Below are 13628 nucleotides of genomic sequence, written 5' to 3'. Positions count from 1 at the left end.
AACCTAAATAATGGCAGGTCTACCTGGATTCGAACCAGGGAATGGCGGCATCAAAAGCCGCTGCCTTACCGCTTGGCGATAGACCTACGACGATAGTTTATACTATCAAATTCGATGGTGCGGAAGGAGAGACTTGAACTCTCACACCTTGCGGCGCCAGAACCTAAATCTGGTGCGTCTACCAATTCCGCCACTTCCGCATCGAATTATTACTGAAAAAGTCCGCTCTTTCAGCTTATTAAAAATGGCAGGTCTACCTGGATTCGAACCAGGGAATGGCGGCATCAAAAGCCGCTGCCTTACCGCTTGGCGATAGACCTACAGCGATAGCTTTCACTATCAGACTCAATGGTGCGGAAGGAGAGACTTGAACTCTCACACCTTGCGGCGCCAGAACCTAAATCTGGTGCGTCTACCAATTCCGCCACTTCCGCATTGAGTCATATTGCTGATTATAATCAACAATATATTAAAATGGCAGGTCTACCTGGATTCGAACCAGGGAATGGCGGCATCAAAAGCCGCTGCCTTACCGCTTGGCGATAGACCTGCAGGCATTCCTCTATTCAGATTTGGTGCGGAGGGAGGGACTTGAACCCTCACGTCCTAACGGACACTAGCACCTGAAGCTAGCGCGTCTACCAATTCCGCCACCACCGCAAATCTGATAGTAGGAATTAATGGTGGCTACGACGGGATTCGAACCTGTGACCCCATCATTATGAGTGATGTGCTCTAACCAGCTGAGCTACGTAGCCAACAATTTATGGTGCGGAAGGAGAGACTTGAACTCTCACACCTTGCGGCGCCAGAACCTAAATCTGGTGCGTCTACCAATTCCGCCACTTCCGCAAATTTTTCGAGTTTCAAGATGGTGCGGAAGGAGAGACTTGAACTCTCACACCTTGCGGCGCCAGAACCTAAATCTGGTGCGTCTACCAATTCCGCCACTTCCGCGTCTTGAACTCTAAAGTCACCAGTTAATTGGTAAAAACTGATAACTGTAAATAATGGTGGCTACGACGGGATTCGAACCTGTGACCCCATCATTATGAGTGATGTGCTCTAACCAGCTGAGCTACGTAGCCATCTTTTTGGAGCGAGACAATATAAACCATCTTAGCTCCGAGTGAAACCCCTTTTTGCAGAGTTTTCACTTTTTAAATAAGTGGCAGGTCTACCTGGATTCGAACCAGGGAATGGCGGCATCAAAAGCCGCTGCCTTACCGCTTGGCGATAGACCTGCAGGTGACAGCTTTTCCTGATAAATCAGAAGGCTATCTAAATCATGGTGCGGAAGGAGAGACTTGAACTCTCACACCTTGCGGCGCCAGAACCTAAATCTGGTGCGTCTACCAATTCCGCCACTTCCGCATATTTCCTCAATGCTCTTAAAAGAACATTCAGGAAATGGTGGCTACGACGGGATTCGAACCTGTGACCCCATCATTATGAGTGATGTGCTCTAACCAGCTGAGCTACGTAGCCATGACCATGATGTTGTTCCAGTTGTGACGTTGCCGTCTCGCCGGGAACGGGGCGCATTATGCGGAGTTGAGCCAGAACCGTCAATAGTTTTTTTAAATAAATCCAGACAAATCAATCGTTCGGTTTCTTTTTGAACAAAGAGCGGTGTTTATGATCGAAAACTGCTAACAAAACAGCGAGATTTGAATGAGTTAATTTGTGAGCAGGGCGGTAGTAATCACAAAAGAATAAAAAAAAGCCAGCGGATTTGCTGGCTTTTTAGGCATTAGTTCAATTCTACGTTAGAGGCGGAATTAGACGTTGAAACGGAAATGGACAACATCGCCATCTTTTACGATGTATTCCTTGCCTTCGAGGCGCCATTTACCGGCTTCTTTTGCACCGGATTCGCCGTTGTACTGAATGAAATCATCGTAGCCCACAACTTCGGCACGAATGAAACCTTTTTCAAAGTCAGTGTGGATCTTACCTGCGGCTTTCGGCGCAGTGGCACCAACAGGGATGGTCCAAGCGCGAACTTCCTTAACCCCTGCCGTGAAGTAAGTGTGCAGGCTCAACAGTTCATAACCAGCGCGGATCACGCGGTTTAGGCCCGGCTCTTCAATGCCCATATCGGCCAGAAACTCTTCACGCTCGTCGTCTTCCAGTTCCGCCATTTCTGATTCGATGGCAGCACATACAGGCACAACAACGTTGTTTTCTTTGGCCGCGAATTCACGCACTGCGTCCAGGTACGGGTTGTCTTCAAAGCCGTCTTCATTGACGTTAGCAATGTACATGGTTGGTTTCAAAGTCAGGAAGTTGAGGTAACCGATCGCTGCCAGCTCTTCTTTCGCCAGCTCGATGCTGCGTACCATACCGCCTTCAGTCAGAACTGGTAACAGTTTTTCCAGTACCGTCAGTTCAAACTTCGCGTCTTTGTCACCACCTTTGGCTTTCTTAGCGTTACGCTGAATCGCACGTTCACACGAATCCAGATCAGCCAAAGCCAGTTCCAGGTTGATCACTTCAATGTCTTCAATTGGAGAGACTTTACCCGCAACGTGTACGATGTTGTCGTTTTCGAAACAACGAACAACGTGACCGATCGCGTCAGTTTCGCGGATGTTCGCCAGGAACTTGTTACCCAAGCCTTCACCTTTTGATGCGCCCGCAACCAGACCTGCGATGTCCACGAACTCCATAGTGGTCGGCAGTACTTTCTGTGGGTTAACGATTTTCGCCAGTGCGTCCAGGCGAAGATCTGGCACAGGAACCACGCCCGTGTTTGGTTCGATAGTACAGAACGGGAAGTTAGCCGCTTCGATGCCAGCTTTAGTCAGTGCGTTAAACAGAGTTGATTTACCAACGTTTGGTAAACCAACGATGCCACATTTAAAACCCATGATAGTAACCTTTATTCAGCTTTGAACGTGTGTAAGCGGTTTTGTGCTTTTGTCAGACCATCTTTGACTAAAATGTCCAGGCAGCGGACCGATTCATCCACCACCGCGTCAAGACATTCCTGCTCTTTTGCAGGTGCCTTGCCTAACACATAACCGGAAACTTTGTCTTTGTGCCCCGGATGGCCGATGCCAATCCTCAGGCGGTAAAAATCTTTGTTGTTGCCGAGCTTACTGATGGTATCGCGCAGGCCATTGTGCCCGCCGTGTCCACCACCTTTTTTAAACTTAGCGACACCCGGAGGTAGATCCAGCTCATCGTGCGCGACCATGATTTCTTCCGGGTTTATCTGGTAAAACTTGGCCAATGCGGCGATGGCTTTACCGGATAAATTCATGAAGGTGGACGGGATAAGCAGACGGAGATCGTGACCGTTCATGCTGATTCGACCGGTCAGACCAAAAAACTTCGGCTCATTTTTCAACGTGATGTTGTGAACACGAGCCAGTTCCTCCACGACCCAAGCGCCAGCATTATGGCGAGTTTTTGCATACTCAGGGCCTGGGTTCGCCAGTCCAACCAGCAATTTTATCTCTTGACTCAAGACGGGATCTCTCTGGTATCTCAAAAAGCGCCGTATGATAGCACAGAAAAGTTGCGTGTAGCGAGATTCGCACACGCATTCAACAGAGCGGAAAACAAAAAGCACCTCATCAGGAGGTGCTTTTTCTCAGTAAGGCTGAACTCGAATTACGAGTTGAACATCGCAGAGATAGACTCTTCATTGCTGATGCGGCGAATCGCTTCAGCTAGCATGCGAGACAGGCTTAGCGTGGTCACTTTACCGGTCGCGGCCATCTCTTTAGATAGTGAGATGGAGTCGGTCACGATAACCTGGTCCAGTACCGAGTTTTTGATGTTTTGTGCAGCGTTGCCAGAGAACACAGCGTGAGTAGCGTAAGCAAATACGCGTTTAGCGCCACGCTCTTTCAGCGCTTCGGCGGCTTTACACAGTGTGCCACCGGTGTCGATCATGTCGTCAACGATGACGCAGTCACGTCCTTCCACATCGCCAATCAGGTTCATTACTTCAGACACGTTGGCACGCGGACGGCGCTTATCAACGATAGCAATGTCGATATCGCCCAGGGCTTTAGCTGTCGCACGAGCGCGTACAACACCACCCAGGTCTGGAGAAACCACTACTGGGTTTTCAAGGCCACGAGATTCCATGTCTTCCAGCAGAACTGGCGTACCAAAGATGTTGTCGACCGGTACGTCGAAGAAGCCTTGGATCTGCTCAGCGTGCAGGTCGATAGTCAGAACGCGGTCCACACCGACGTTAGACAGGAAGTCGGCCACAACTTTTGCTGTGATTGGCACACGCGCAGAACGTACACGACGATCTTGGCGAGCGTAGCCGAAGTAAGGGATTACCGCAGTAATACGGCCTGCTGAAGCGCGGCGCATTGCGTCAATCATAACCACCAACTCCATCAGGTTGTCGTTGGTTGGTGCACACGTTGATTGAATAAGGAATACGTCACTACCACGAACATTTTCATTGATTTGTACTGCAACTTCGCCGTCAGAAAAACGAGAAACAGTTGCATCACCAAGGGAGATGTAAAGACGGTCAGCAATACGTTGGGCTAGTTCAGGTGTTGCGTTACCAGCAAATAGCTTCATATCAGGCACGGTGGAAACCTCAGGGTTGCGTCCAGTTTGTAAATAGAGTGGTTTGATACCAAATTATAGACAGTTGGTATGCTGTCAGGCTGACTGATAGTTGGCCAAAGTCGCTTTAAGAGGCGAAATGTTGCGCCCTTGAGCAACGAAAGCCGAGACATTATCAGGCAGTTGTGCAAGGATTTGTTCCGCTTGTTTCTGGCTGGAAAACTCCGCAAAAACGCAGGAACCGGTCCCCGTCAACCTAGACGGCGCGTATTGTAGCAGCCATGAAAGTTGCTTATCAACCTCTGGGTAGAGCATTCGCACAATTTTTTCGCAATCGTTTTCGTAGCTCGTGTCCAGAAGCGTTGACAGTGCGCGTTTTGGCGTATTGCGCGTCAAATCCGGGTGAGTAAATATATCTACCGTAGCAATGGCGACCTCTGGTCTTACCACTAAATACCACTTTTCTTCCGGCTCGGCTGGAGACAGCTCTTCGCCAATGCCTTCGGCAAACGCTGAAAAACCGCGCACGAAGACCGGCACATCCGCCCCCAGTGTCAAGCCAATTTGCGCTAACTCGTCATCGCTCAAACCGGTTTGCCATAAATGATTCAGCGCGACCAAAGTGGTCGCTGCATTGGAGGAACCGCCGCCAATGCCACCGCCCATCGGTAAGATCTTGTTCAGTTCAATATGGGCGCCATAGGGACAGCCGCTGTATTGTTGCAATGCCGTGGCGGCTTTCCAGATCAGGTTATCCTGCAGGGCTACGCCTGGGATCTCGGGGGTCAAACTGATAGTGCCGCTGGTGTTGGCGCTAATTGTCAGTGTGTCGCCGTGGTCGAGAAACTGAAACAAGGTTTGCAGTTCATGATAACCAGTATCGCGGCGGCCGGTAATGTAAAGAAACAGGTTCAGTTTTGCCGGAGAAGGCCAGTGGGTTGCGTGCGTGATCATTGATTCAGCACCCATTTGGATACCACGATGTTGAGTGTGGTGTCACCTTGTTTGAGTTTCATTTTGCTCGGCAGCGGAACGATCTGCTGAGACAAGGGTTCATCACGATAACTCAAATAATCCAGATGCCAATTTTGCCAGCTGACCTGTTTTTCTAACGATGCCAGTGTGTTGGTGTCATTGAGCAGGTAATGGTCGGCATTGGTCGGGTTACCGAGTAACCAGTTTTGCAACTGTTCTACCGGGATCACCAGGCCCGTGAGGCGATAGACCAATGCATCGGCACTGGGGTCTGTAAACACTTGATCGTCGTAGGTTTCGACACGGGCGCCCTGAGGGCTGATGGAGAGGTTAAGGACAGTTTGACCGAGAAAGGTGGTCAGGCGTAACTGGCTTTGGGCTGCGGAATGGCGCCATTGAAAATTGAGAGACTCGCGCTGCTCGGGGGAAATATATCCCAGCTTGCCAGTAACCAAATAGTTGTCAATGCTGGCCAGTTTCTGCTGATGGGATTGCCATTCGACGCTGGTTATACTGTCGGGAACGGATGTACAGCCAGCAAATAACAGGGTTGCCAGCAGCAATGGAATAAGTTGGCGAATTTTGATCATGGTTGCTCGCAATTTGCACAATGTATCGTTTTGAATGAGCTAACTATATCATTGATCTCACGGAGTCAGGAAAGAAATCGGCCTGACCCTTTTAATAAATCTGACCATCAAGTAAAATTCCGACCTTACTGACTTTCCTGAATCGAGAATCCTGCACACATGTCCTTGCTTGCTATTGGTATCAACCACAATACAGCGTCGGTCGAATTGCGCGAAAAAGTGGCATTCGGACCTGATAAGCTGCCTGAGGCACTAAAGCAACTTGAGGAAAGCAGTATCGTCAACGGCAGTGTGATCCTTTCCACCTGCAACCGGACTGAAATCTATTGTGATGTAAAACCTGCCGGGAAAGCGAAGATGATCGACTGGTTGTCGCGCTTTCACAGTGTCAGCCCGGAAGATCTTAAACCCAGTATTTATATTCATGAAGAGCAGGCGGCGATCCGTCACCTGATGCGGGTTTCCTGCGGACTGGATTCTCTGGTGCTGGGTGAGCCTCAGATCCTCGGTCAGGTCAAGCAGGCGTATGCGGATTCGAGAGAGCACAAAGCGGTGGATACCGCGATGGAGAAGCTTTTTCAAAAAGCCTTCTCGGTTGCCAAACGGGTACGTACCGAAACAGACATTGGTGGCAACGCCGTGTCTGTGGCCTACGCCGCCTGTACCTTAGCCAAACACATTTTTGAATCGCTCTCTGAGGCGACGGTACTTCTGGTTGGGGCCGGTGAAACGATAGAACTGGTGGCCAAACATCTGGCCGGTCACAACTGCAAACGCATGATTGTGGCGAACCGCACTAAAGAGCGTGCACTGAGTCTGGCTGAACCTTTTGGCGCGGAAGTGATTACCTTGCCTGAGATCCCGGAACATCTGGCGCACGCGGACATCGTCATCAGCTCCACCGCCAGCCCACTGCCAATCATCGGCAAAGGGATGGTGGAAACCGCACTGAAAGCCCGTCGTCATCAGCCGATGCTTTTGGTGGACATTGCCGTGCCGCGTGATATCGAGTCTCAGGTTGGTGAACTCAACGACGCGTATCTCTATAGCGTCGATGATCTCCAGTCGATCGTTGAGAACAATATCGAGCAGCGTAAAGTCGAGGCCATTCAGGCCGAAGCCATCGTCAGCGAAGAAAGTGCCGGCTTTATGAGCTGGATGCGTTCGTTACAGGCGGTGGACAGTATTCGTGAATACCGCAAAGCGGCCAATGATATCCGCGAAGATTTACTGAGCAAGAGCCTTCAGGCGCTTGCTGCCGGGGCGGAACCGGAGAAAGTGTTGCTGGAATTGAGCAACAAACTGACCAACAAACTGATTCACGCCCCAACCCGAGCACTGCAGGTAGCTGCAGAGCAGGGAGAACCCGCTAAACTGACTGTCATCAGACAAAGCTTGGGTCTCGAAGACCCGCAATAACCGAGTTAAGAAAATACATTTATGAAAGCGTCTATTTTAGTAAAGCTTGAAACCCTGGTTGAGCGCTATGAAGAGGTACAACACCTGCTTGGCGATCCGGATGTGATCGGTGATCAGGACAAATTCCGTGCCTTGTCCAAAGAGTACTCTCAGCTTGAGGAAGTCACCAAGTGCTTCCAGGCTTACCAGCAAGCACAGGAAGACCTGGCCGCCGCCGAAGAGATGGCGCAGGAAGATGACGCTGAAATGCGCGAGATGGCGCAAGACGAGATCAAACAGGCCAAAGCGGAAATCGAACGCTTGAGCGATGAGCTGCAAATTCTGCTGTTGCCGAAAGACCCGAACGACGACCGCAACTGTTTTCTGGAGATCCGTGCTGGTGCGGGCGGCGACGAAGCCGGTATTTTTGCCGGTGACCTGTTCCGCATGTACAGCAAGTTTGCAGAGAAAAAAGGCTGGCGTATCGAAGTGATGTCGGCCAGCGAGTCCGAGCACGGTGGCTACAAAGAGATGATCGCCAAAGTGGCAGGCGATGGCGCTTACGGTATCCTCAAGTTCGAATCGGGTGGTCACCGCGTACAACGTGTACCGGCCACGGAATCTCAGGGCCGTGTGCACACGTCGGCGTGTACGGTGGCCGTCATGCCGGAGATCCCCGAAGCCGAAATCCCGGAAATCAAAGCCAGCGATCTGAAGATTGATACCTTCCGTGCGTCGGGCGCGGGTGGTCAGCACGTCAACACCACCGACTCTGCCATTCGAATCACCCACTTGCCGACCGGAACCGTGGTGGAGTGTCAGGATGAGCGTTCGCAACACAAAAACAAAGCCAAAGCGATGGCGGTGTTGGCGGCCCGTATCATCCAGGCGGAAGAGGCCAAACGGGCGGCGGAAGTGTCTGATACCCGTCGTAACCTGCTTGGCTCGGGCGACCGCAGTGACCGGATCCGTACTTACAACTACCCGCAAGGGCGCGTTTCGGATCACCGTATCAACCTGACCATCTACCGCTTAAGTGAAGTGATGGAAGGGGATATGGTCAGTTTGATTGACCCGGTAATTCAGGAACACCAAGCCGATCAGTTGGCGGCTCTGGCCGAGTCCAACTAACCGATGTCTGACCCAAACAGCGTCGAAAACACACTCAAGACGGCAACGCAACAACTGAAGGAGAGTGGCAGTGACTCTCCTTCACTGGATGCGGCGGTGTTGCTGTGTCACGCGCTTGACAAACCGCGTTCTTTTTTACTGACCTGGCCGGAAAAAGCGCTCAGCGAATCGGAGTTGCAGGCGTTTGAGGCTTTGTTGACTCGCCGCCGACAAGGTGAGCCGGTGGCGTATATTGTCGGCGTACGTGAGTTCTGGTCACTGCCGCTGCAAGTATCGCCTTCGACATTGATCCCGCGACCAGACACTGAGCGTTTGGTCGAAGTGGCGTTGGCGATAACCGCGTCAGACGGCGGCGACATTCTGGACCTGGGAACGGGGACCGGCGCGATTGCGCTGGCTCTGGCGTCAGAGTTGCCAACTCGCCGCGTCATTGGTATTGATCTGCGCCCGGAAGCTCAGGCGTTGGCGACGGACAATGCCCGTCAGTTAGGTATTGGCAACGCCACCTTTTTGGCTGGCAGTTGGTTTGAACCGCTGGAAGCGGGTACAAAGTTTGCTTTGATTGCCTCTAACCCGCCATACATTGAAGAAAGCGATCCGCACTTGTCTGAAGGGGATGTTCGTTTTGAGCCTAAGTCTGCGCTGGTCGCGCAAGAGCAAGGGCTGGCGGATATTCGTCACATTGCCACGCACGCCAGAGCTTATCTCGAACCTCAGGGATGGCTGGCGTTTGAGCATGGCTATGACCAGGGCAAGGCGGTGCGTGAGATACTGAGCGCATTGGGTTATCACCAAGTCAATACCGAACAGGACTATGGCGGCAACGACCGGGTAACATTCGGACAATTCTTGCCGCAGTAACAGAGAGAAGATTATGTACGAAGGATTAAAACATTTTCACCTGCTGACGATCGTGCTCAGCGCCACCCTACTGTCTGTGCGTTATGCACTGATGATGGCGAATTCTCCCATTCTGGAAAAGAAGTTTCTTAAAGTCTTTCCCCACATCAACGATACGTTTCTGTTGTTGTCCGGGATTGGTCTGGTGTTTATTACCGGATTTATTCCGTTTACACCTGCAGCGCCCTGGATGACTGAAAAGCTGACCTGTGTACTGGCGTACATTGCGCTGGGCTTTTTTGCGTTGAAACTGGGCCGTAACAAGCTGCTGCGTACTTTCTCCTTCTTTGGTGCCCTGGGTTGGTTGTTGATGGCCGGTAAAGTGGCTGTAACCAAAGTGCCGATGTTTTTAGGCTAAGCGGAATCGATGAATGCTTGAGTTATTTGATGAAGACTTTGATGCGATCGAACTGGCAGAAGGGGCTTTGATCCTCAATCAGGCTGTGAATCCGCAAACGAAGGTCAGTTGGGCAGAGCGAGAGCTGGAACGGCTGCTGAAAGACGCCGAACTGGCCTTGGTGAACGAGGCCGATGAGCAAGTGCGTTTTGACGCATTTCTGCGCCTGTTCTACTTCGACTGGGGATTTCGCGGCGATCAGGATGCTTATTTTGATTCCAGTAACGCGTTTATCGACAAGGTTCTGGAACGACGTAAAGGTATCCCGGTCAGTCTGGGCGCACTGCTGCTGTATTTTGGACGTAAACTCGGTTTCCCGGTCGAAGCGGTGACGTTTCCAACTCAGTTTTTAATCAAGGTTTGCTGGTACGGTGAGCCAGAGCGTTACCTCAACCCATTTGATGGGGAGTATGTTTCTCGGCATACTCTGGAGTCCTGGTTGATTGGCCACAGCGGTCCGCTGAAAAAGCTCAAAAGCGAGCATCTTAAAACGGTTGATAACCCGACTGTGATTGGGCGCTGGCTGGCAGTGCTGAAAAGTGCGCTGTTACGTGAGGAGCGCTATACTCTGGCCTTGAGATGTACCGATCTGGCGCTGACGTTTGTGCCCGATGATCCGTATGAAATCCGCGACCGTGGCTTTATTTATCAGCAGTTAGATTGCCACCAGATTGCGTTGATGGACTATCAGTATTTTATCGATCAATGCCCGGACGACCCTGCGGCTGAACTATTGAAGAATCAGGTGAATGCCATGCGTGAAAACGCCATCACCGTGCATTAACCCAGACTAAAGAGAGATAAAAATGGAACAAAAAGTTGTTCACGTTGGTGATATTCCTGTTGCTAACGATAAGCCGTTTACTCTGTTTGCCGGAATGAACGTGCTGGAATCACGGGATCTGGCAATGCAGATCTGTGAGCACTACGTGAAGGTGACCGACAAACTGGGTATCCCGTACGTGTTTAAAGCGTCGTTTGACAAAGCCAACCGCAGTTCAGTGAACTCTTACCGTGGTCCAGGTCTGGAAGAAGGCATGAAAATCTTTCAGGAGCTGAAAGATACCTTCGGCGTTAAGATCATCACGGACGTTCATACCGAAGCACAAGCTCAGCCGGTGGCTGACGTGGTTGACGTGATTCAGTTGCCAGCCTTTTTGGCGCGCCAGACCGATCTGGTGGAAGCGATGGCGAAAACCGGTGCGGTGATCAACGTTAAGAAACCTCAGTTCATGAGTCCGGGGCAGGTGGGCAACATTGTCGAGAAATTTGCGGAGTGTGGTAACGAGCAAATCATCCTGTGTGAACGCGGTTCATGTCATGGTTACGACAATCTGGTCGTGGATATGCTGGGTTTCGGTGTGATGAAAAACGCCTCACAAGGTAGCCCCATCATCTTTGACGTGACGCACTCACTGCAGATGCGCGACCCAAGTGGCGCGGCATCAGGCGGTCGTCGTGAGCAGACGGTGGAACTGGCAAAAGCGGGTCTGGCAACGGGCATTGCTGGTCTGTTTATCGAAGCGCACCCAAATCCGGATCAGGCAAAATGTGACGGCCCATCAGCATTACCACTGGATAAGCTTGAACCATTCCTGGCGCAGATGAAAGCGCTGGATGATCTGATCAAGAGCTTTGAGCAGATCGACATCAACTAAATGTTCTGCTGAATAAAAAGCCGACGACGACGTCGGTTTTTTTATGCCTGATCTCCCCAGGTTTTAGGTGAACGATTGCCTGTGATCCACCAAAATCGTTTGTGTAATCCAGACAACCGATTGCAGTTGGCGGTGGTAATTAACATGATCCATACGACATAAATATGAAATCAGGCTGTCAGCATGAAAAGGTTACTTTAGACTGAATCAAGTTTTGTCTGGGTTTCAGAGAGTGACCATCGTAGTGTCAGACAAGACGGCAGTGGATTCCAAACAAGTTCAAAGGTATGACAACAATGAAGCAAGGCCTAATTCTAAAAACAACGCTAAGCGCAGCAATTCTGGCAGCCCTTGCAGGCTGTGCGTCGCAACCCGCCCACGAGTGGCAAAGCGACACCACTTACAAACTGACGGTGTTACACACCAACGACCATCATGGCCGCTTCTGGCAGAACAAATACGGCGAGTACGGCATGGCCGCACGTAAAACGCTGATTGATGACCTGAGAAGCGAAATCGAAGCCGAAGGCGGCAGTGTACTGCTGTTGTCCGGTGGCGACATCAACACCGGAGTGCCTGAGTCGGATTTGCAGGATGCGGAGCCGGATTTCAAAGGCATGAGCAAGATCGGCTATGACGCCATGGCGCTCGGCAACCATGAGTTTGATAACCCGCTTGAAGTGCTCTTCAAGCAGGAAGAGTGGGCGAATTTCCCGATGTTGTCGGCGAATATTTACGATAAAAAAACAGGCAAACGCTTGTTCCAACCGTATCAGATGTTCGAGAAGCAGGGGATTCGAATTGCGGTGATCGGCCTGACAACAGAAGACACTGCGAAGATCGGCAACCCAGAATTCATCAATGGCATTGAATTTCGCGATCCGAAAGTAGAAGCCAAAGCATTGATCGCTGAGCTCAAAGAGAACGAAAAACCGGATCTGATTTTTGCCGTGACGCACATGGGGCACTACGAAGACGGTAAGCGGGGAGTGAACGCGCCGGGTGATGTCGCTTTAGCGCGTTTCCTTGGCCATGGCGATCTGGATATGATTGTTGGCGGTCACTCACAAGAGCCGGTGTGTATGGAAGGACCGAACGTGGTCAACAAGCACTTCCAACCGGGTGATGAGTGTAAGCCGGACGTTCAGAACGGCACCTACATCGTACAGGCGCATGAGTGGGGCAAATACGTTGGCCGTGCTGATTATGAGTTCCGCAACGGTGAACTGAACATGGTCAGCTATAACCTGATCCCGGTTAACCTGAAGAAGAAAGTGGAACTCAACGGTGAGAAACAACGGGTGTTTATTCAGGATGAAATCGCTCAGGACGCCACTATGCTTGATTTCCTGCGCCCTTATCAGGAAAAAGGTCAGGCTCAATTGAATGTGAAGATTGCTGAAACCAATGGCAAGCTGGAAGGCGATCGCAATGTGGTGCGTTTCGAGCAAACGAATCTTGGGCGTTTGATTGCGGCTTCTCATATGGAGCGCGCGAATGCGGATTTTGCGGTCATGAACTCAGGCGGCGTGCGTGATTCCATTGAAGCTGGAGATGTGACTTACAAAGACGTACTGAAAGTACAGCCGTTTGGCAACATCGTCACGTACACCGACATGACCGGTAAAGAAGTGATGGACTACCTTAATGTGGTTGCCACCAAACCGGTCGATTCGGGTGCTTATGCTCAATTTTCCGGTATCTCTATGACGGTTGAAAACGGTCAGGTGTCGCATGTGTTTATCGGCGGAAAACAGCTGCGCATGGATAAGACTTACCGCTTTACGGTGCCAAGTTACAACGCGGCGGGCGGCGATGGTTATCCGAAGATCAATACCCATCCAGGGTACGTCAATACCGGTTTTGTTGATGCTGAAGTGCTCAAAGAGTTCCTCCAGTCTCACAGCCCGATTGACGTCAACAAGTTTGCCCCGTCCGGGCAGATTGTTTACAAGTAAGATTGACGGCAAGGCCCTGAAATGATTAACCTAAAGCGGCGCACTATGCGCCGCTTTTGTTTGATTTAATACT

The 13628-nt window shown here is 51.0% G+C and carries 12 protein-coding genes and 13 tRNA genes; 7 read left to right on the top strand and 18 right to left on the bottom strand.

The window, feature by feature from the left end:
- Positions 1-11 precede the first annotated feature (11 nt).
- From CAG64_RS06160 to lolB, 18 genes are all read right to left on the bottom strand, one after another.
- A tRNA-Gln gene (locus tag CAG64_RS06160) sits at positions 12-86 on the bottom strand.
- 29 nt (positions 87-115) lie between these two features.
- Positions 116-200: transfer RNA gene (locus CAG64_RS06155), tRNA-Leu, on the bottom strand.
- A 45-nt stretch (positions 201-245) separates the two neighbouring features.
- A tRNA-Gln gene (locus CAG64_RS06150) sits at positions 246-320 on the bottom strand.
- Between the two features lie 29 nt (positions 321-349).
- Positions 350-434, bottom strand: a tRNA-Leu gene (locus CAG64_RS06145).
- Between the two features lie 41 nt (positions 435-475).
- Positions 476-550 (bottom strand) — tRNA-Gln (locus tag CAG64_RS06140).
- A 23-nt stretch (positions 551-573) separates the two neighbouring features.
- A tRNA-Leu gene (locus CAG64_RS06135) sits at positions 574-660 on the bottom strand.
- Positions 661-681: 21 nt separating this feature from the next.
- Positions 682-758: transfer RNA gene (locus CAG64_RS06130), tRNA-Met, on the bottom strand.
- A gap of 9 nt (positions 759-767) precedes the next feature.
- Positions 768-852: transfer RNA gene (locus CAG64_RS06125), tRNA-Leu, on the bottom strand.
- A 20-nt stretch (positions 853-872) separates the two neighbouring features.
- Positions 873-957, bottom strand: a tRNA-Leu gene (locus CAG64_RS06120).
- A 54-nt stretch (positions 958-1011) separates the two neighbouring features.
- Positions 1012-1088 (bottom strand) — tRNA-Met (locus CAG64_RS06115).
- Positions 1089-1169: 81 nt separating this feature from the next.
- A tRNA-Gln gene (locus tag CAG64_RS06110) sits at positions 1170-1244 on the bottom strand.
- A gap of 45 nt (positions 1245-1289) precedes the next feature.
- Positions 1290-1374: transfer RNA gene (locus CAG64_RS06105), tRNA-Leu, on the bottom strand.
- A 37-nt stretch (positions 1375-1411) separates the two neighbouring features.
- Positions 1412-1488 (bottom strand) — tRNA-Met (locus tag CAG64_RS06100).
- 293 nt (positions 1489-1781) lie between these two features.
- Positions 1782-2873 carry a redox-regulated ATPase YchF gene (ychF, locus tag CAG64_RS06095; RefSeq protein WP_161488769.1) on the bottom strand — a complete coding sequence of 364 codons (1092 nt, stop codon included), beginning with the start codon at positions 2871-2873 and terminating at the stop codon, positions 1782-1784.
- Between the two features lie 11 nt (positions 2874-2884).
- A complete protein-coding gene (gene pth, locus CAG64_RS06090; protein ID WP_161454957.1) occupies positions 2885-3475 on the bottom strand; it encodes an aminoacyl-tRNA hydrolase in 591 nt (196 codons plus the stop codon).
- Positions 3476-3621: 146 nt separating this feature from the next.
- A complete protein-coding gene (locus tag CAG64_RS06085) occupies positions 3622-4569 on the bottom strand; it encodes a ribose-phosphate pyrophosphokinase (protein WP_021707475.1) in 948 nt (315 codons plus the stop codon).
- Between the two features lie 75 nt (positions 4570-4644).
- Positions 4645-5502, bottom strand: coding sequence for a 4-(cytidine 5'-diphospho)-2-C-methyl-D-erythritol kinase (gene ispE / locus CAG64_RS06080; protein ID WP_161488778.1), 858 nt, complete (start codon positions 5500-5502; stop codon positions 4645-4647).
- Positions 5499-6113: a lipoprotein insertase outer membrane protein LolB gene (gene lolB / locus CAG64_RS06075; protein ID WP_021707473.1), complete on the bottom strand. Its 615-nt coding sequence runs from the start codon at positions 6111-6113 to the stop codon at positions 5499-5501. Before lolB ends, ispE begins: the two co-directional genes overlap by 4 nt.
- Before the next feature lie 159 nt (positions 6114-6272).
- Between lolB and hemA the strand changes: the two genes are divergently transcribed.
- From hemA to ushA, 7 genes are all read left to right on the top strand, one after another.
- Complete coding sequence (gene hemA / locus CAG64_RS06070) at positions 6273-7532, top strand: glutamyl-tRNA reductase (protein ID WP_021707472.1); 1260 nt, start codon at positions 6273-6275, stop codon at positions 7530-7532.
- A 21-nt stretch (positions 7533-7553) separates the two neighbouring features.
- Positions 7554-8642 (top strand): peptide chain release factor 1, encoded by a 1089-nt coding sequence (prfA, locus tag CAG64_RS06065; protein ID WP_021707471.1) that lies wholly within the window; start codon positions 7554-7556, stop codon positions 8640-8642.
- Between the two features lie 3 nt (positions 8643-8645).
- Positions 8646-9503 (top strand): peptide chain release factor N(5)-glutamine methyltransferase, encoded by an 858-nt coding sequence (gene prmC, locus CAG64_RS06060; protein ID WP_161488770.1) that lies wholly within the window; start codon positions 8646-8648, stop codon positions 9501-9503.
- A gap of 13 nt (positions 9504-9516) precedes the next feature.
- Positions 9517-9900 carry a SirB2 family protein gene (locus CAG64_RS06055; RefSeq protein WP_021707469.1) on the top strand — a complete coding sequence of 128 codons (384 nt, stop codon included), beginning with the start codon at positions 9517-9519 and terminating at the stop codon, positions 9898-9900.
- Positions 9901-9913: 13 nt separating this feature from the next.
- Positions 9914-10723, top strand: a complete 810-nt coding sequence (locus CAG64_RS06050; protein WP_021707468.1) for a SirB1 family protein — start codon at positions 9914-9916, stop codon at positions 10721-10723.
- Between the two features lie 22 nt (positions 10724-10745).
- On the top strand, positions 10746-11597 hold the full coding sequence (gene kdsA, locus CAG64_RS06045; RefSeq protein WP_021707467.1) for a 3-deoxy-8-phosphooctulonate synthase: 852 nt from the start codon (positions 10746-10748) through the stop codon (positions 11595-11597).
- A 296-nt stretch (positions 11598-11893) separates the two neighbouring features.
- Positions 11894-13555, top strand: a complete 1662-nt coding sequence (gene ushA, locus CAG64_RS06040) for a bifunctional UDP-sugar hydrolase/5'-nucleotidase UshA (RefSeq protein WP_161488771.1) — start codon at positions 11894-11896, stop codon at positions 13553-13555.
- The last annotated feature ends 73 nt before the right edge of the window (positions 13556-13628 follow it).

It is taken from the genome of Vibrio sp. V38_P2S17PM301 (assembly GCF_009904845.1).
In the GTDB taxonomy this organism is placed as follows: Bacteria; Pseudomonadota; Gammaproteobacteria; order Enterobacterales; family Vibrionaceae; genus Vibrio; species Vibrio proteolyticus.
The sequence above is the reverse complement of the archived record's forward strand: the minus strand, read 5'-3'. Positions and strand labels throughout refer to the sequence as shown.